General features: G+C 66.4%; 14 protein-coding genes. 5 read left to right on the forward strand and 9 right to left on the reverse strand.

The genetic code is table 11. The features are described from left to right. Together MOQ72_RS12960 and MOQ72_RS12965 are read right to left on the reverse strand one after the other, a co-directional pair. Complete coding sequence (locus tag MOQ72_RS12960; RefSeq protein WP_242183579.1) at positions 1–477, reverse strand: (2Fe-2S)-binding protein; 477 nt, start codon at positions 475–477, stop codon at positions 1–3. A gap of 10 nt (positions 478–487) precedes the next feature. Then, positions 488–2,791 (reverse strand): molybdopterin cofactor-binding domain-containing protein, encoded by a 2,304-nt coding sequence (locus MOQ72_RS12965; protein ID WP_242183581.1) that lies wholly within the window; start codon positions 2,789–2,791, stop codon positions 488–490. Between the two features lie 310 nt (positions 2,792–3,101). Between MOQ72_RS12965 and MOQ72_RS12970 the strand changes: the two genes are divergently transcribed. Further along, positions 3,102–3,491 carry a VOC family protein gene (locus MOQ72_RS12970; protein ID WP_242183583.1) on the forward strand — a complete coding sequence of 130 codons (390 nt, stop codon included), beginning with the start codon at positions 3,102–3,104 and terminating at the stop codon, positions 3,489–3,491. Positions 3,492–3,594: 103 nt separating this feature from the next. Here MOQ72_RS12970 and MOQ72_RS12980 read toward each other — a convergent pair whose 3' ends face one another. Beyond that, complete coding sequence (locus MOQ72_RS12980; RefSeq protein ID WP_277953996.1) at positions 3,595–5,709, reverse strand: WD40 repeat domain-containing serine/threonine protein kinase; 2,115 nt, start codon at positions 5,707–5,709, stop codon at positions 3,595–3,597. A 404-nt stretch (positions 5,710–6,113) separates the two neighbouring features. Between MOQ72_RS12980 and MOQ72_RS12985 the strand changes: the two genes are divergently transcribed. Further along, a complete protein-coding gene (locus MOQ72_RS12985; protein WP_242183585.1) occupies positions 6,114–6,740 on the forward strand; it encodes a DUF3558 domain-containing protein in 627 nt (208 codons plus the stop codon). 103 nt (positions 6,741–6,843) lie between these two features. Here MOQ72_RS12985 and MOQ72_RS12990 read toward each other — a convergent pair whose 3' ends face one another. The 4 genes from MOQ72_RS12990 to MOQ72_RS13005 are packed head-to-tail and all read right to left on the reverse strand — an operon-like array spanning position 6,844 to position 11,205. After that, on the reverse strand, positions 6,844–7,173 hold the full coding sequence (locus MOQ72_RS12990) for a hypothetical protein (protein ID WP_242183587.1): 330 nt from the start codon (positions 7,171–7,173) through the stop codon (positions 6,844–6,846). Beyond that, positions 7,170–9,161 carry an ATP-binding protein gene (locus MOQ72_RS12995; protein ID WP_242183589.1) on the reverse strand — a complete coding sequence of 664 codons (1,992 nt, stop codon included), beginning with the start codon at positions 9,159–9,161 and terminating at the stop codon, positions 7,170–7,172. The genes MOQ72_RS12990 and MOQ72_RS12995 overlap by 4 nt, the downstream gene beginning before the upstream one ends. After that, on the reverse strand, positions 9,158–9,892 hold the full coding sequence (locus MOQ72_RS13000) for a toll/interleukin-1 receptor domain-containing protein (RefSeq protein WP_242183591.1): 735 nt from the start codon (positions 9,890–9,892) through the stop codon (positions 9,158–9,160). Before MOQ72_RS13000 ends, MOQ72_RS12995 begins: the two co-directional genes overlap by 4 nt. A 35-nt stretch (positions 9,893–9,927) precedes the next feature. Continuing rightward, the gene (locus tag MOQ72_RS13005; protein WP_242183593.1) at positions 9,928–11,205 is read right to left on the reverse strand and encodes a helix-turn-helix domain-containing protein; all 1,278 of its coding nucleotides are present in this window, start codon (positions 11,203–11,205) and stop codon (positions 9,928–9,930) included. 139 nt (positions 11,206–11,344) lie between these two features. Between MOQ72_RS13005 and MOQ72_RS13010 the strand changes: the two genes are divergently transcribed. Both MOQ72_RS13010 and MOQ72_RS13015 read left to right on the forward strand, forming a co-directional pair. Continuing rightward, on the forward strand, positions 11,345–11,644 hold the full coding sequence (locus MOQ72_RS13010) for a beta/alpha barrel domain-containing protein (protein WP_242183595.1): 300 nt from the start codon (positions 11,345–11,347) through the stop codon (positions 11,642–11,644). A gap of 463 nt (positions 11,645–12,107) precedes the next feature. Beyond that, a complete protein-coding gene (locus MOQ72_RS13015; RefSeq protein ID WP_242183597.1) occupies positions 12,108–13,028 on the forward strand; it encodes an SAM-dependent methyltransferase in 921 nt (306 codons plus the stop codon). 147 nt (positions 13,029–13,175) lie between these two features. Here the strand turns inward: MOQ72_RS13015 and MOQ72_RS13020 are convergent, their stop codons facing one another. Both MOQ72_RS13020 and MOQ72_RS13025 read right to left on the reverse strand, forming a co-directional pair. Beyond that, positions 13,176–14,156: a substrate-binding domain-containing protein gene (locus MOQ72_RS13020; RefSeq protein ID WP_242183599.1), complete on the reverse strand. Its 981-nt coding sequence runs from the start codon at positions 14,154–14,156 to the stop codon at positions 13,176–13,178. A 46-nt stretch (positions 14,157–14,202) separates the two neighbouring features. Beyond that, complete coding sequence (locus MOQ72_RS13025) at positions 14,203–15,864, reverse strand: thiamine pyrophosphate-binding protein (RefSeq protein WP_242183601.1); 1,662 nt, start codon at positions 15,862–15,864, stop codon at positions 14,203–14,205. Between the two features lie 212 nt (positions 15,865–16,076). On the opposite strand from MOQ72_RS13025, the gene MOQ72_RS13030 reads away from it, so the two are divergent. Next, positions 16,077–17,375, forward strand: coding sequence for an SLC13 family permease (locus MOQ72_RS13030; RefSeq protein ID WP_242183603.1), 1,299 nt, complete (start codon positions 16,077–16,079; stop codon positions 17,373–17,375). Positions 17,376–17,596: the final 221 nt, after the last annotated feature.

A 17,596-nucleotide genomic window follows, 5' to 3' on the forward strand; every position in this document is an offset into this window, starting at 1 on the left:
TCACATGTTCCGCGCACCGTCCTTGATCGCTTCGCGAATGCGGAAGTAAGTGCCGCAGCGGCAGATGTTGCGGATCTCGTCGATGTCGGCGTCGGTGATCTCGCGGCCTTGCTCGGCGGCCTGCCGGACCTTCGCGACAGCCGCCATGATCTGACCCGGCTGGCAGTAGCCGCACTGCGCCACGTCGTGGTCCAGCCAGGCCCGCTGCATCGGGTGCAGGTCCTCACCGACGGTGGCGGGCAGCCCTTCGATGGTGGTGATCTCGTCGGTGGACTCGATGTCCTTGACCTGCACCGAACAAGGGTTGAAGGCCCTGCCGTTGTGGTGGCTGGTGCAGGCTTTGCAGACGTTGATCCCGCAGCCGTACTTCGGCCCGGTGACACCGAGCAGGTCGCGCAGCACCCACAGCAGCCGCACGTCGTCGGCGACGTCCACGGTGACCTGCTTGCCGTTGAGTCGAAAGGTGTGCTCGGACACGGGGTTCTCCTCAGTAGGCGTGGTCCAGGCCGTCGGTTGGCGATTCCGGGATCGGCGGCACGGTCGGTTTCGGTTCGAAGGAGAGCGTGCCGTGGTTGATCGGGAAGCTGGTCGGCATGCTGCCGGTCGCGCGCCCGTACGCGCACGCGACGGCGGACATCGACGCGGCGACGCCGAGTTCTCCGGCGCCACCGGGTTCGCCGGTGGTCGGCGGCATGACGATCACCCGCACGTCCAGCGGCGTGTTCCACTGCCGGGTGTAGAAGTAGTTGTCCCAGCTGGCTTCGAGGAAGTGCCCTTCCGCCAAGTGCAGGCTGGAGGTGAGCACCTGGGCGATGCCGTCCATGATGCCGCCCATCATCTGCGCTTCCACCCCACGCGGATTGACCGCCAGCCCGACGTCCACGGCGAAGACGGCTTTGGTGACGCGCGGCCCGCTGACCGCGTCCCGGATCGGTCGGTTGACGGTCTCCGGTCGGCAGTCGATCTCGACGAGTGCGGCGGTCACGCCGTGGTACTCGGCGTGGAAAGCGATGCCCTGCGCCATGTTCGCGGGCATCGTGCGGCCCCATCCGCCGACCTCGGCGACCTTGTCCAGCACCGCGCGCGACCGGTCGTCCTGGAGGAAGGCGCGGCGGAACTGGTACGGGTCCTGGCCCATGACGGCCGCCAGCCGGTCGACGATCAGCTCCCGAGCGCAGGTGACGTCGGGGGAGTAGATGTTGCGCATGCTGCTGGTGTTGAAGCCCTTGTCGACCTCGTTGAGCAGCTGCGCGGCGGCGCCGAAGTCGTAGGGCATCGACTGGGTGAGTTGGAAGATCGTCTCGGAGAACCCGAGATCACCCACCGGCAGCTGTGCCGCCATAGCGGTGAGGACCTCGCCGACGCCGTGCCCGAAGTCGGTGGACACGCTCGTGTGCCGCTGGTCGTAGCTGAGCACGGTATCGGCCGCGTAGCCGACTCGGATCCGCGACGTGCTCATCGGATGGGTGCGCCCTTGGCGGCAGTCGTCGGCGCGGTGCCACATCAGCTTCACGGGTTTGCCGAGCTGTTGCGAGATCTCGGCGGCCTCCAGCGCGGCGTCGGAGAAGAGCTTGCGGCCGAACGAACCGCCGCCTTCGACGACGTGCACCGCGACCGCGTTCGGCGGCAGGCCGAGTTTCGTCGCGATCGTCTCCTGGGCCACGATCGGCGATTTCAGCGAGCCCCAGATCTCGGCCCGGTCGGCTCGGACGTCGGCGATGGCGCAGTTCGGCTCCAGCGCGCTGTTGCCCCGGAAGTAGAAGGTGAACTCGCCTTCGACGGTTTTGCCGACCGGCGGCGCGAGCGGCAGTTCGGCCGATTTGAGTTCCTGCAAAACGGATTCGTCGGACTTGCCAGCAGCGGTGCCCGCATTCCAGGTGACCCGCAGCGCCCGGACCCCGTCGATGCACTGGCCGAAGGTCTGGGCCCGAACCGCTACTCCGGTGGAGATGACGGCGACATCGGTGACGCCTGGCATCTGCCGGACTTCGGCGAGGTTCGCGACGGATTCGACGGTGCCGTTGATGGTCGGTGCACGGCACACCATGGTGGGCAGCGCGTCCGGCACATCGAGGTCCATCGCGAACGTCTTGCGCCCGGTCACGGCTGCCAGCGCGTCGATCCGGTTGCGCGGGGTGCCGATGATCTTGAAGTCCGAGCGCGGCTTGAGGTCCACGGACACCTGCTCGGTCCGTGCGCTCGCGGCTTTCTCCGCCAGGGAACCGTAATCGATCTGTCCACCTAGGACGGAAGTGATCACACCCGCCCGCGCGGTCAGATCGGTGACGGCGGAATCGAGCTGGATGGCCGCAGCCTGGAGCAACCGGCCCTTGGCGATCGCGGCGGCAACCCGGATGGGGGTGTAGGTCGAGATGGTCGTGTTCGATCCGCCGGTGAGCTGGTTGAACATCAGCTCCGGTCGAGCATCGGCCAACGTGACGCGGACCTTCTCCAGCGGCAGGTCCATTTCCTCGGCGATGAGCATGGCTGTCGAGGTGGTGATGCCCTGCCCGACCTCGGCACGCGGCAACTCGAACGACACGGTGCCGTCGGTGTGCACCGCGACGGTGATCAGGTTGGCGGTCGGCTGCGCCGCTGCGGTCAACAAGTCGTTGAGATCCATCAGCTCCGCCACACCAGGTGACGGCACCGCCGCCTCGGCACCCGGCTGCACGGCGAACTCGGCGGCGGCCACCAGCGTGGGAGCGGCCAGCACGTAACCGAGAAATCGCCGCCGTCCAACGACATGCGTACCGGACTCCGGCTGGGTCGAAGGATCAAGGGCGGTCATGGACGCTCCCCTCCGCTGGACACCCCGATGTGCCCGGCAACCGAAAGCTGGGCTGCGGTCCGCACCCGCGGCTGGCGTTCGATCAGCGGAACTGTAACGACGATCAATGTCGAGGTCAACGTCCGCACATCCCGGCGCAACCACGCGCGAGCCACGAGTGAAGGGCACCTTTTACCGAGAAAGTTGGTAGAAGGTGCCTTTCGCTCAGGGTTGGTTGGCGTGGTGGGAGTGGTTGTGGTTTGATCCGAGCAGCGTCGCGTGTCGGTGGCGGACAGCGCCAGGCATGGAGGCGTGGGTTCGAAGGGTCGTCATGACCGTTCTGTTCAATCACACGATCGTCGCAGCGCGCGACAAGCAAGAATCAGCATCGTTCTTCACGAAGATGTTTGACCTCCCACCGGCGGACCCAGGCGGCTTCTTCCTGACGGTCCACCTCGACGGCGGAGTGACGCTCCAGTTCGCGGAGCCGGGCATCGAGTTCCCGCCGCAGCACTACGCATTCCTCGTAACGGAAGGCGATTTCGACGGCATCTACGCGCGAATTCGGGCCGAGGGCCTCGACCACTGGGCGGACCCCCGAGGAGAGCGTCCCGGTGAGTTCAACACGAACCACGGAGGCAGAGGCGTCTACTTCTGCGACCCGTCGGGCCACTACCTGGAAGCAATAACCCAACCCTACGGGGCAGACCAGCAGATCTGACCAAAGTGGACGGTCGTGGCCAGTGCCCGTCCGGTACTTCGAGCCGGGCGGGCACTGGGTGGGTCGAACGTCGATATCAATCCGATGGCCGGTTCGGCGAGCCCTACTTTCGGACTTGCCACAGGCTCACGGTGCCGCCGTAGCCAGCGGTGGCGAACAGCTGGCCGTCCGGGCTAAAGGCCACGTCGTTCACCGAATAATCATAGGAATAATCCGTATTCTGGCCGCTGGGTTCGGGGCTGGTTTCGCTGGTGTCCTTCAGGCCGTTGGTCACATTCCACAGCTCCACCTTGCCGTCGTCGCCGACGGTGACGAGGAGCTCGCTGTCGGGGCTGAAGGCCATACCATTGACATCTCCGTGGCGTTCGGCGGTGTCGTCGGCGAGGGTGGTGCGTTGTTCGCGGGTGGCCACATCCCACAGGGCCACCTTGCCGTACTGGTCGGCGGCGGCGAGGAGTTTGCCGTCGGGGCTGAAGGCGACACGAACTACTGGGACGCGGAATTTGCCGGTGAGGGTGGCGCGTTGTTCGCGGGTGGCCACGTCCCACAGTCGCACCGTGCCATCTTCGCTGGCAGTGGCGAGAAGCTGGCCGTCGGGGCTGAACGCCACACCATTCACCGCTTCGGTGTGGCCGGTGAGCATGGCAAGTTCTTGACTGCTGGCCACGTCCCACAGCCGCACCCTGCTGTCCGCTCCGGCGGAGGCTACGGTGCGGCCGTCGGGGCTGAACGCTAGGTCGTTGAGCGCCTCGGTGTGACCGGTGAGGGTGGCGCGTTGCTCGCGGCCGGGCACGTCCCACAGTTCCACCTTGCCGTCCACCCTCGCGGCGGCGAGAGTCTGGCCGTCCGGGCTGAAGGCCACGTGATTGGCTGTTCTGCTGTCTTCGTTGGTGAGGGTGACGCGCTGTTCGCGGCCGGGCACGTCCCACAGTTCCAGGTTGCCTCCCCTGGCGCTGGCGAGAATCTCGCCGTCCGGGCTGAACGCCACGCTGGAAATCGCCTCGGTCGAACTCTCACCGGGCGTACTGGCGTAGAGGGTGTCGGCGAGGTAGAACGACGGACCGGTGGTGAGGAGGGCGAAAATGCCGAGCAGAATTCCGATGGACGCTGCGGCGGCCGCTCCGATGATCAGCAGCAGGCGCCCGAGGCGCCAGGGCCGGGCGGTGGTCTGAAGGTGTGGCGTGTGGGTGTACTGCCGGGTGTGCGGGAGCTGGGTGTACTGCCGGGTGCCTGGGGGCGTTGCGGCGGCAGGAGCGGTGGTCTCGTCTGCCGTGTCGCGCTGTGTTGGGGTCGCCGGTCGTGAGCCAGCACCGGGCACGTCCGAAATGGTCGCGGGTTGACGGCACAGGTCGATGACCTCGGAAGGCGCGGGACGCTGCTGGGGGTCCTTGGTCAAGCACGCCGCGGCGATACCGCGGACGGGCTCAGGGCACCCGTCCAGGTTGGGGTCTTGTTCCAGAATCCGGTGGACAACCGCGTGTCCGGAGCCGCCGCCGAAGGCCAACTCGCCGGTGGCGGCGAAGTTCGCCACGACACCCAGCGCGAAGACGTCGACTGCTGGGGTGAGTGTCTGCCCCAGGATGTACTCCGGTGCCATGTAGGCCGGGGTGCCGGGCCGGACGTCGGTGCCGGTGACGGAGCTGGCTTCGGCAGCGCGGGCGATGCCGAAGTCGATGACCTTGGGTCCCTCGGCGGTGAGGATCACGTTGGAGGGTTTGAGGTCGCGGTGGATCACCCCGGCGGCGTGGATGGATTCCAACGCCTCTGCCACCCTGGCGAGCAGTGCCAGCGTCGCGTCGACGGGCAGGGGGCCGTATTCGGCGACCGCGTACTGCAGCGAGGGTCCGGGAATGTATGCGGTGGCCAACCACGGCTCGTCCGCCTGGACATCGGCGTCGACAACAGGAACGGTGTAGAGCCCGTGGACGAGCTTGGCCGCGGCCACTTCCTGCTCGAAACGTCGACGAAAAGACCAGTCCGCGGCGTATTCGCGGTGCACCACCTTGATCGCTACCGAGCTTCCGGCTGGCGTGTGCCCCAAGTAGACGCGGCCCATCCCGCCCTCGCCGAGAACCGCTTCCAGCTGGTAACGACCGATCGTGGCCGGATCAGTGGGTTTCAGCGGACGACGGGGTGGCGGCACGGTCCACAACTCCTGCGGACCGGCGGCGGTGGTGGTCGGAGGCACCGCAGGTGGACCTGCGCCCGGCTCGGACATCCAGGCTGTCACCCCTTCAAGATCTGCTCACACCGCGCCTCACCTGAGACACCGATCGATCACCGAGGTTCCAGCCGTACCCCGCCCAAGCTGACCCATCCAGGCGTGCGATTCGGTCCGAAGCCTAGACTACCGAGACCGGGAGTTCAGCCCTTCCAGCACATGTTGCCGCGTCCACGCACCCCGCCACTGACCAGAGGTGCTCCGTTGGGGCATGCGTCCTTGCCCTATAACAATCTCACCAGTGCGCGGAAGCTTGTGCGGAGGACAAGCTCCCCAACGTCGATACACTGACCCTTCGACGAGGAGGCGCGTGTGGGCGTGATGTTCAGGCGGGGACAATCCACAATGGACGACGTGGATACCGTGCTAGGTTGCCACCTGCTGCTCGCTGGATTCCGCCCGTGACCCGCGCAAGAGGCCCAAGATGGGCGCTGGTCGTCATCGTCGCCTCGCTGCTCGCCGGGTGCAGCCCACTACCACCCGAGTCGTCGGACGGCAGGCCCAGCCAGGTCGCGCCCCCGGAATTCGGCCCGATGCAGGACCTGTGCGTCCTGGTGCCGCAGTCGACGCTGTCGACGATGAGCTACGCCGACATCACGCACACCAGGCGGCACGAGGACGACCCTCAAAACAACGGGAGCGAGACGCTCTTCTGCCGCTGGGGGCCGGACGACGTCGAACCTCCTTCGGACGGCACCGACACTCCCGAGCTCCAGATCCGGTTCCACCGCTGGTTCCGCACTCCCGAGTGGGACCGCAGGCAGATCACCGCGACTCCCGCGCAGATGAATGCCGACTCCTTCGACCGGTGGTACGGGCGGTGGCCGCGAACCGAGATTCCGGGCTCCGACCGGGCTGCACTGCTGCTGTACAGGTCGAACGACACGGCGGTGCTCGCCGTCATGATCCGCAACATCGACGTGGAGATGAGACTCATCGACAAGACGGCGTCGCGCGAGATCCTTGAACAACGCCTGAGAGACGTCGCCACCCAAGTCGCCGACCAACTGTCCAAGATGACCTTCTAACAGTTCGTCCAGAACGATCGGCGCACCTGACGGCAACGTGGCACCGGGCCGGGAGGTGCTCAGGTCTTCAAGCACCTCCCGGCCACCCCCAGTGATTCGGGTGCTAGCGCAACGAGCGCGGTGCATCGAACTTCTGGCGGACTTCGTCGGCGACCCGCTGGTTTCCCGCCGCTTCGATCAGCTTGGCGAACCGGTGGGCGGTCAGGTCGCGAACCGGGTTGTCCGCGTACAGGCCGATCTTGTCCAGGACGACGCCGACGTGGTCGCTGGGGGTTCTCGTGCCGTGCATGAGCTTCTGGTAGATGCCGAAGAGCACCGCCGCGAACAGCGGCACCGTGACCCAGGCGGGCCAGTCCAGGACCAAACCGAGGACGAGCGGGACCGCGAGGGCGAGCGCCAGACCGCCATACAGGATCCGGTTTTCCTTGCTCATCGAACGGCCTCCTCGGATGCGTGGGGGAAGACGTAGTCCGCGGGCTGAAGGCCCTGCGCCATGTCGATCAGCTGGGACATCCGCATCGCGACTTCGGGCCGTCCGTGCTCGGTGTGGCTCCAGTCGCGTGCTGTGACGTGCAGAGCGGCTAGCAGGTCGATCGACGGGCGCGCGGCTTCGGCCAGGATTCGGAGCAGCAAGTCGTACGACGCGGTCTGACCGGCTGCTGCCAACCAGTGGTGCAGCCGGGAGAGTATGAGGTCGGGGCGGGCGAGCATCGCCGCGCGCCAGCAGGTCACCAGTTGGGACCGCACCGTCTGGTCAGCGGCGAGTGGCTGCGAGCGCGTGCTCGCGTCCGACAACCGCCACGGGTCGGCGATGTCCAGGAACAGCAGGAAGTCCGCGGGCCATTGCGCTGTTCTGAGGAGGTCCGTTGCGAGTCTGTCCAACAGCAGGCGCAGCAGGATTGGATCCTGCTGCGTGAGCGACACGAGCGCTTGCCGTGCTGTCGGGTTGCCCGTGCCGTCCTCGCGGCGGGCTCGGTGTTGCAGGCGAACTACTGCCTGGTCTGGGAAGTTCGGGGCGATCACCTCCGTGCTCACGTCCACGACGATCTGTCCCATTTCGCCGGGGAGGTCGTCATGGCGCGACCACCTGTACACCAGCTGTCGGAAGGAGCGACCGTGCCGCACGTCCTTGAGACCGGCCACCAGTGCCCGCACGCCGTAATCCCGCAGGTTCGGCCCCCGCTGGGTGGGGGAAACCCATCGTCCGATCAGCCATTCCACGTGCCCCGGCGAACTCGTGCGCAAAGCTTGTGAAGCGAAGCGGTCCACCACGTTCTGCCGGTCCGCTGTGGTGAACTGCTCCTGGCGGATGATCCGGTCCACCCACCGGCAGAACGTTTCCCGGAGGTCCGGGTAGTTGTCCCAGAAGTGCTCCAGCAGTGCTCGGTCGTAGGCGATCCTGCTGAACTCGATGCGGTTGTTCGGCGTGACATCGATGTCGAGGTCGTCGAGTTGGATGCGGTAACCGTCCTGGCCCAGCCTCGGCCCCTCACCCTGGTCCAAGCCCGACATCTTGACCAGGAGGTGAGAAGCGAAGAAAACCGCATCGCTGGATGCGCCTCGGCACATCGCCGCGGCGAGCAGCACTGTCCGCCGCCTTCCAGTGGAATGGTTCTTCAGCTGCGCAGTCACTTCCCCGCTGCGGTCGGTGTGCGCGGCGATGGCTTCGCCCAGCCAGGTGGGCACATCACCGTCCGGCGCCTTGTCACGGGCCCGGGTCACCCAATCGACCAGATTCGCGATATCCGACATCGGCGCGGCCAAGTGCTTGGCGAGCTCGTCTGCGGCCAGTTCTGGATAGGAGGGGAAGATCTCCACTGCTTCCAGGTGCCGTCGTAGTACGAGATCGCCGCGTGGTCGGTCGATCCGAACGACGAGTTGCCGCAGATCCGCACCTATCAAGTGCCTGTAGGGGTCTGGCACGACAATCGCCAAGTACGCGTCCTGCTTCTGGAGGGAGGTGCGGAACACGGGCAGTTCCCGGTGCCGAGCGCGGAACACGTCCTCGCCGCTGTCCGTGAGGTCCAGCACGAAGCGATGTCCGAAGTGGACCTTCGATTCCGTCAACCTTTCGTCGTGCGTTGTTGCTTCGTCGTCGAGGACGCTGAACGGAGTGTTCTCATCGGTGATCTCGTCGAGCAGCATCTTCGCGGCGGTGTTGCGACCACTGCCCGGTGGCCCGGTCAGCAGAACAGTCCGGGTCTCCAGCAACCGCGCCCTCGCGGCACCCATGTTCGGCGGTGCCACGAATCGCTGCTTGAGCCAACGCAGGTCGTCCTTCAGCGTCAGCCGTGGCCCGCGGGCTTGGCGTCGGACGCTCTCGTAGATGCTCAGGTAGACCGGATTGACGTTCAGATCCCCGGAACCCGTGTGGATCGGGCCGTCCTGGGCGTCGTGGAACTCGCTGTGGAATTCGGTCATCTCTTCTCGTCCCGTTCGCGCTTCGCCTCGAAGTTCTGGTGGATTCCGCCGGAATTCCGGCCTGCGACGTAGTTGTTGCCATCGCCGTAGAAGACCTGCTGGTCGCCCGGCCCGGTGCTCACCGGTCCGGTCGAGCCGTGAAAGGTCGTCATGTTGAGCGGTCCGTGCAGTTCGCCGACCTGGTTCAGGTTGCCGCCGACTGTGCCGGTGTTGGAGTTCACCACGGTTCCGCGATCCGAGATCGGCTTCGCCGTGCGGTCGACCAGTCCCGGTACCAGGTCTGCGAGTTCGGCCGCTATCCGGTTCAGGTCGGCCTCCGCATTGCCGGTGTCGTAGGTCAGGGATTGGAGGTCCGCCAGTGGCGCCAAGTCCGCTGGCAGGCTCGCTGCCGACAGGCGCGGCATCTTCCGTCCACAGAGGATCGGGATGATCCGCGCTCCGGTTCGCATGGCGTTCAGGATCTCCTTGCGGGTCCAGTCGTTCTCGTTTGTCAGCGCCAGGTTCCCGTTGTGGTCCCTCGCGTTGAGCCAGTTCGGGCCGATCAGGGCGAGGAGCACGCGAGTACCGGTGGACGCCGCAGACAGCCCGTCGCGGTAGTTGTCGCCGGGCCGGATCGACTTGCTCGCGCGGAAGACCCGTTGCCTGCCGAACCTTCGGGAAAGGTCGTGTTCGATGGTCACCGCGGTTTGCTCGCAGTCCCCGGTCCGGTAGTTGATGAAGATTTCGGGCACGGCACTACCTCACTTTCGGGCAGGATGCGGATTTCTCAGGCGATTTTGTTGTGCAGCGAGGCGATCAGCCGCGGTTGCAGCTTGCGCACCGAGGAAGCGGTGTGGAACCGACCGAGTGTGCGGGCCAATCGCCGCAGGTCCGTGGTGATGGTGGCCGAGCTGACGCTGTCCACTGCTCCGAGCACCTGCTCAATGAGGGCGCAGGCGTGGTCGACATCGCCTGCCGCAGCGTGCGCGAGCGCTCTGCGCACCCCGTAGCGCGCTTGGGAACGCAACGCTCGCGGTGGCACCCGTCGGATTTCCCGGTCCAGGATGGCGGCCGCCTCCCGAGGGCGGCCGAGGTCGTGCAGGCACCAACCGGTGACCATCGCGACGGGGTCTGGCAGGTTCGCCGTGCCGAGCACCGGCCCACCGTCGGGTCTGACGACGCTGAGCAGTTCCCGCGCCCAATCCAAGCTCCGCATGCAGGAGTCGTAGTCTCCGGCGAGCGCGTGACCCTGAGCTTCGCGCTGTGCGGCCAACCCGCGGACCCGGACCGAGGTTTTGGTGTGCTGGGCTTGGCGGGCCAGTTCGATGGTCTGCTGCGCGTCGTCCAGGTACATGGCCACCAGTGCGCGTCGGACCAGTGAATACGCGGCGAGCGTTCGATCGTCGCCCGCTTCGGCCATTTCCACCGCGCGGTCGGTCCACCACAGCGCGGCGCGGTCGTCTCCCGATTCCTGGGCCATCCATCCGGCGAATTCGGCGTACCGCGAGTTCAACGCCAGGATTTCGCCGCGCAACCGGGGCCGGGACTGGGCGGCGAGCTCGCGCAGCGTGTGCGTCTGCGCTGTGAGTGCGGGCAGCACCACGGAAGGACTGGCAGTCTGCCCCAGTCGGCGGAACTGGTCGAACATCGTGCGGAACGTCGAGACCACGTCGGCTTGCGAAGCGGCGGTGTGACCGCCGCCCATTCCGAAAGCCAGCACCGAGGCTGCTCCCGCCGCCAGCGCCTGTCGTCGATCCATCGGCTGGAACCAACTTTTCCCGTCGGATGCGAGATTCATCAACCACACCTCACCGTCGCCGTGCGTTTCGGGCAGAGGTGCATCCGAGGACTGCGCGGGAACCAGAACCGCCAGCTTTCCGCCGGTTTCCAGGAGGGCATCGCAGCGCCGCGCGAATTCCGGTGTCGGTTGTTTGCTCCCGGTTTCGATTTTGCTGAGGTGTCCCTTGCTGTAATGCAGCAGCGCGGCCAACCGGGTGAGGGAGAGGCCCGCGGTGATGCGCAGTCTTCGAAGCTCTGCGCCGAACAGTGTGGGCTGCTCGTTCACATCGACCTCCGGGTTTCCCGTTGCCCGGTTCAGTTGGCGCGGGGAAACGGGTGTTCGCATCGACCGCATTTCGCACAAGGTGAAACGTGCCGGTCCAGCTGGCGAACCGCCGGACCACTGGCCGACCATAGGAGAAGAAATGATCAAGGACGAGCCCATCCGCGAATCGATACCCGAACAGCGCAATCGGGCCCGCGAATTGTTGCTCGGCCGCGCTGCGCTCACATTCGGGTTCACCGGGGCGCAGGTGTGGGCCGCGAGCATCCTCATCGATCTTGAGCTCACCGGGACGGTCCGGTACGCGTTGGTCCTGGTGCTCGCTGCCGCATTCATCGCCGCCCTCGACGGGTGGAGGGAAATCTGGACGCTGTTTCGAACCGCTGTTCGCGACTCATCGACGGATTGTGGCGGAGATGTGGAACCCAGCGGTAGGAAATAGGAGGGTTTCCCGTTTCCTCTTTCACCAGACCGCGAAGTTCGCCGGGTGCAGCCAGATCGAGAGCGCGCTGCGGTACATCCACCTGTCCGGCCGAGACCTTGCCCAGAAGCTCGACCAGGGCATGGAGCAGATCCACCAGTGGCGCGTCGAGATGCTGGCGCGCCTCGGCCAGGACCAAGCCGGTCGACCCGATCCTCGGCCGCGCGATCGCCGAGTGGGAAACCAGGCTGGGCCACCGGTTGTGAAGGGGTACTGACTCAAGGTGAGATGTGGCGTGGCGAACCCACTGCTGTCGCCGCTTTTGCGTCACGGCACCACGAGCTCGGCATAGTCTCGGCGGGATAGATCGATCAACCTCTGGCTACGAACCCCCACAACCAACCCGACAAACCCACCCAAACCTTGAAAAGTGGTACGCCACTTCTCAAACACGACCCAAGTCCAAAGAAAGACAGGGCAGAACGTGACTTCCACCAGGTACGACGGAGACACCTGGGACCTGGCATCCAGCGTCGGCGCGACCGCCACCATGGCCGCGGCGGCCCGGGCGATAGCTACCCGCGCGGATCGTTCGCTCATCGACGACCCGTTCGCCGAACCGCTCGTCCGAGCGGTCGGCGTCGACCTGCTCACCCGGCTGGCGACCGGCGAAGTGCCCCCCAACGACTTGGTCGAGCAGGTATGGATCGACGTGGCCAAGGTACGTACCAAGTTCTACGACGAGTTCTTCCTCGATGCGACGAACGCGGGCATCACGCAGGTCGTGATCCTGGCCTCGGGGCTGGATTCTCGCGCGTACCGACTGCCCTGGCCGACCGGAACCGTGGTGTATGAGGTCGACCAGCCGCAGGTCGTCGAATTCAAGACCCGCACACTGGCCGAGTTGGGCGCTGCGCCCACCGCCGACCGGAGAGTGGCCGCGGTCGATCTGCGCGACGATTGGCCCACCGCACTGCGCACCGCCGGATTCGACCCGGCCGGGCCGACCGCGTGGAGCGCCGAAGGTCTGCTGGGCTACCTGCCGCCCGAGGCACAGGACCGCCTGCTGGACACCATCACCGAACTCAGCGCGCCGGGAAGCCGGGTGGCCACCGAAAGCAAGCCCAACCCGCAACCGGGCGACGAGGACAAGACGAAGGAACGCCTGCACCGCATCTCCGAACGCTGGCGTGCGCACAGTTTCGATCCCGACATGGCGAGGCTGCGATATTTCGGTGAGCGCAACGAAGCGGCTCCCTACCTGACCGACCGTGGCTGGGCGCTGAACGGAATCAGCATCCGAGACCTGTTCGCCGCCAACGACCTTCCGCCTCTGAAGGACGACGACATGCGCATGGGCGACATGCGCTACGTCAGCGGCACCCTCAACAAGACCACGAAGTAGCAGCTACCCCGCATGACGACCGACTCGGCACGCGGGATCGTCGAAGGAGTCGGTCCGTCCCAATCCGCATTGTCTCGCTCGGGAGGTTGGAGCGGGTGCGGAAGGCGTCGTGGCCACCTTCGTTGCGACGGGTGGAGTCGATGTGGGTCAGATGATGACGGATTCGAGGGACTCGGGGGCGAAGAGTTCTTCCGGGGCATAGCGTTTGTCGGCGAGACCTTGTTCGTGCGAGTAGCGCAGGAACGCTTCCAGGGTAGTTCGGTTCGGTTCCAGTCCGTAGGGCCACCAGTCGGCGCCCAGTGCTTCTCGGGTGCGGTCGACTTCTGCCCAGAGCCAGGGGAGGGCGTACGGCAGTGCGGCGGTCTCCTCGATCCCCGCCATTCCCAGTGCTTTCGCCGTCTCGCATGCCTTGGCCAGCTCGCGGGCGAGCCACCGGTGTTGTTCGTGCACTTCTCGGCGGATGACGAGCACGTGCATGATCGGGAAGATGCCGGTTCGGGAGTGGTAGGCGCGTTCGACCTCCACCGGGTCGGCGAACAGCCGTCGGATGCCGCTGTGGAGTCGGCGCGGGTTGCGCGCGCTGTAGATGGCATCCACCTCGCCGTCCAGCAGCATCTGGGAGAGGGTCTGACCCGCCCCGATCTCGGTCGCCTCCACGTCGGGCGGCAGGTGCAGCGCCAGCTTCTCGGTTCGGCCTGGTTCGTCGAGCCCTCCGGTGCGGTAGCGGACCGAGTTGACCGCCAGGCCGTGGTGTTCGGCGAGGATGCCGCGGATCCACACCGCGGCGGTGATCTGGTATTCCGGAACGCCGACCACTCGGCCGCCGAGTTCCGCTGGTTCCGTGATCCGCGAGTCCGTTCGCACGTAGATTCCGCTGTGCCGGAAGGCGCGCGACGGGAAGACCGGCACGGCTGTGAAAGGTGCGCCCCTGCTGAGCGTCAGCACGTAGCTGGAAAGCGACATCTCCGCGATGTCGAATTCGTGGAACTTCAGCATTCGCAAGAACGTCTCCTCCACCGGCAGGTCGAGGAAGTTGATCCGCGCGCCGCCGAGGCGGACGGTGCCGTCGCGCAACGGCAGCATGCGGTCGTAAGCCTGGCAGGCGAGGGTGAACAGAGGCGCGTCCATGACGGGGCTCCTGGGGTTGGGACCTGCTCGGCCCGCGGTCGGGGGTTCAGCGTGCGGCGGGTGGCGCGAGCCCCGGTGGCAGACCGGCCATGCGGTCCTGCACGACGTCGATGATGACCGGGCGGTCCTGGTCCAGGGCCGCTGCCAGTGCTGGTCGCAGATCGTCGTCAGCCTCGACGCGGATGCCGAAGCCGCCGAGTGAGCGGGCGAAGTCGGCGAAATCCGGGTTGCCGTAGAAGACGCCGAGGAAGCGGCCGTCGTGGGCGAACCGCTGGCGGTCCCGGGTGTTGCCGTACGAGAAGTTGTTCATCACGACGTTCACCAGCGGGATGCGCTCGCGAACGCAGGTTTCGAAGTCCTGGGCCACCATCCAGAAGCTGCCGTCCCCGCTGACGGTGATCACGCGCTGGTCCGGGCTGGCCAGCGCTATCCCCATGCCAGCGGGCAGTCCCCAGGCCATCGCACCGCCAGCGGATCCGAAGAAGCTGCGATGCCGCGGCAAGCGCAGGTAGCGGTGGCTCCACGGCCCGAAGCTGGGGGCGTCCTGGACCAGCAGGATTCCGCTGCGGTCGGCGAGCTCCTGCAGCGCGCGCACGACGTTCTTGCTGGAGACCCCCGAGGTCGGCGCGGTGGCCTCATCGTCGAGGGTGGCTTCCTGGTCGTAGGTGCTCCTGAGCTTGCTCAGCCGCTCCACCCTGCTGGCGCTGGGCGCGTGCGCAGTGGCGTCCACCAGTGCTCGGGCGGCGAGTTGTGCGTCGGCGACGATGCCGACGTCCGGTGGGTAGATGCGGCCGAGTTCGTCCGGGTCGATGTCAACGTGCACGAGCTTCGTGGCGGGTGAGATCAGCGTCCAGCGCTTGGTGGTGAATTCGGAGAACCGGCAACCGAACGCGAGCAGCACGTCTGCTTCTCGGACCACCTGCTCTGAGATGTCGTGGGCGCCGTAGCCGAGCGCACCGAGGAATGCGCGGTGGTCGTGCGAGACGATGCTCTGCCGCAACCACGTGGTCAGCAGTGGTGTCGCGGTGCTCTCGGCGAGTTGGAGGTAGGTGCGGGGATCGCCCGAAGCCCCGCCGCCGAGCAGCATTGCGGGGCGGTGGGCACCCGCGAGCAGTTCCGCGGCCTCGTCGACGGCTGCTGGCGCGGCTGCTGGCGGATGGATTCGTCGCCGCGGCGCGGGCACCGTCTCCTCCGGGGCGGGTGATTGCAGTACGTCGAGCGGCAGTGACACGACCACCGGCCCAGGTCGGCCCGATGTCGTGGTCCGGATGGCGCGTTGCAGGAGTTCCGGTACGCGCCGAACGTCGTGGATCTCCAGCGTCCACTTTGTCATCGGTCGAAACGTCGCCAGGACGTCCATCTCCTCGAACGCCCGTCGCTCAACCACATCTGACGGGACCTGACCGATCAGCACGAGCAGCGGCACGGACTCGTCGTAGGCGTTCTGCACGGCGATGGCGAGATTGGCGGCGCCGGGCCCGCGAGAGGCCAGGCAAGTCCCGAGCCCGGTTCCGGACCGCGATATGCCGTCGGCGAGGAAACCGGCCACCTGCTCGTGCCGGGTGGACACGAAGCGGATGGTGTCCTGGCGCGCGAAGCTGTCGATGAGGTCCATGACAGTTGTGCCCGGGACACCCGCGACCAGCCGTACCCCTTCGACGGCCAAGCATTCGACCACCAGGTCTGCTCCGGTGCGGACCGGGACCATCGCGCTCACCTCTTCGGTTGCGACTCTGTACAGAGGAGAAGTTATCTGTGGTGCAGAAGTGTCTATCGGGGATGTTCGGTCGTCAACCCTGTTGATGTCGAGTCTTGACGGACACGGCGAATTGGCAGAAGGTACCTCTGCACAACAGAAGTGGCCAACCGGGCGGGAGCCCTCTCCCGTTTGTCACTGTCCCGTCGGCCCAGGGAGAGCTCGTGTCCATCCACGCCATCGGAGTCGTGGCCCTATTACTCGTCTTCATCATCGGAACGCTGCGCCCGGTCAACATCGGTGTGCTGGCGCTCACCGCGACCTTCCTAGTCGGAACTCTCGTCGCTGGCGAGAGCTTCGACGAACTGCTGTCCGGCTTTCCGCCGGACCTGTTCGTACTCCTCGTCGGCGTCACCTACCTCTTCGGCCTCGCCGCGGCCAACGGAACGATCGAATGGATCGTCGATCGGGCCGTTGGCTTGCTCGGTGACCGACCGGCGCTGGTGCCCTGGCTCATCTTCGTGTTCTCCGCGGTGCCGACCACCGCAGGAGCGTTGGGGCCAGCCGGGGTGGCCATGCTCGCTCCGCTGTGCCTCAGGCTCGGCGAGAGGTACGGGGTCGATCGGCGGATGTCGGCGCTGATGGTCATGCACGGATCGTGCGCGGGGAACTTCTCGCCGCTCAATGGATTGGCGATCATCCTGCGACAGGCAGCGGCCGCGAACGGACTCGAAACCTCGGCGGCAGCGCTCTTCCTCGGCAACGCCGCCTACAACCTCGGCCTCGCCGTCGTGATCTACCTGCTCTTCGGCGGCCGTGCGCTGCTCCGGCGGCGCCATGCGGAAGCCGTTGCCGTGGCGGTTGGCAACGGCCCCGGCGCCGCGCCCGCCACCATTTCCAGCCCGGCCGTTCGCGAGCGCGCGAAGTTGCGATTCGATCAGGCGACGACGCTCGTCGTCATCCTCGCGGTTGCGGTCGGGGCGTTGGTCTTCGAAATCGAGATCGGCATCCTCGCCCTGGCGGCCGCCGCTTTGCTGCACGCCTGCTTCCCCAGCCGCTTCGCCGGGGCCGACCGGCGCATCGTCTGGTCGGTCGTACTGCTGATCTGCGGTGTGGTCACGTTCGTCGCGGCATTGCAGCGCTACGGCACGGTCGATCTCGTCGGGGGAGCCATCGCCGGGCTCGGCGCGCCGCTGCTGACCGCATTCCTGCTCTGCATCGTGGCGGCCTTTACCTCGGCCTTCGCTTCCAGCGCCGGGCTGCTCGGCGTGCTTTTGCCGCTCGCGGTGCCGTTTCTCGTCCAGGGGAAGGTCGGCGTGACCGCGATGGTCATCGCCCTGGCGATCTCGGCCACCGTCGTCGATTCGACCCCGTTCTCCTCGGTGGGTGCGCTGACCCTGGCCAATGCGCCGGAAGACGAGCGCAAATCGCTGTTCCGCGTGATGTTCGCCTGGGGCATCGGGATGGCCGTCAGCGCGCCCGCGCTCACCTGGCTGATCTTCATCTTGCCGAGCGTTGTTTAGGAGAGTGCGCGAATTCGGTTGCGTGGCGGTGCGGGTGGCGGAACCTCAGACGCCGTCTCGGTCCGGGATCCCGACATCATGTATGCCATACACCACGTCGTGGCTGTCCTCCCGAGACGACGTCTGAGAACCCGCGGCGGTGCAAGTGCCGTAGGTGGGCTAAGCGGCTGCGCCGCTTCAAAACAAGAACAAGAGACAGGCACCAAGCCAGCGCTCGGACG

Source organism: Saccharopolyspora soli, assembly GCF_022678645.1.
In the GTDB taxonomy this organism is placed as follows: domain Bacteria; phylum Actinomycetota; class Actinomycetes; order Mycobacteriales; family Pseudonocardiaceae; genus Saccharopolyspora; species Saccharopolyspora soli.

Bases quoted from the DNA above. Each gene is read 5' to 3' on its own strand.
- MOQ72_RS12980 (WP_277953996.1), bottom strand. From the start codon at position 5,709: ATGTCCGAGCCGGGCGCAGGTCCACCTGCGGTGCCTCCGACCACCACC.
- MOQ72_RS12990 (WP_242183587.1), bottom strand. From the start codon at position 7,173: ATGAGCAAGGAAAACCGGATCCTGTATGGCGGTCTGGCGCTCGCCCTC.
- MOQ72_RS12970 (WP_242183583.1), top strand. From the start codon at position 3,102: ATGACCGTTCTGTTCAATCACACGATCGTCGCAGCGCGCGACAAGCAA.
- MOQ72_RS13010 (WP_242183595.1), top strand. From the start codon at position 11,345: ATGATCAAGGACGAGCCCATCCGCGAATCGATACCCGAACAGCGCAAT.
- MOQ72_RS13025 (WP_242183601.1), bottom strand. From the start codon at position 15,864: ATGGTCCCGGTCCGCACCGGAGCAGACCTGGTGGTCGAATGCTTGGCC.
- MOQ72_RS12965 (WP_242183581.1), bottom strand. From the start codon at position 2,791: ATGACCGCCCTTGATCCTTCGACCCAGCCGGAGTCCGGTACGCATGTC.
- MOQ72_RS12995 (WP_242183589.1), bottom strand. From the start codon at position 9,161: ATGACCGAATTCCACAGCGAGTTCCACGACGCCCAGGACGGCCCGATC.
- MOQ72_RS13020 (WP_242183599.1), bottom strand. From the start codon at position 14,156: ATGGACGCGCCTCTGTTCACCCTCGCCTGCCAGGCTTACGACCGCATG.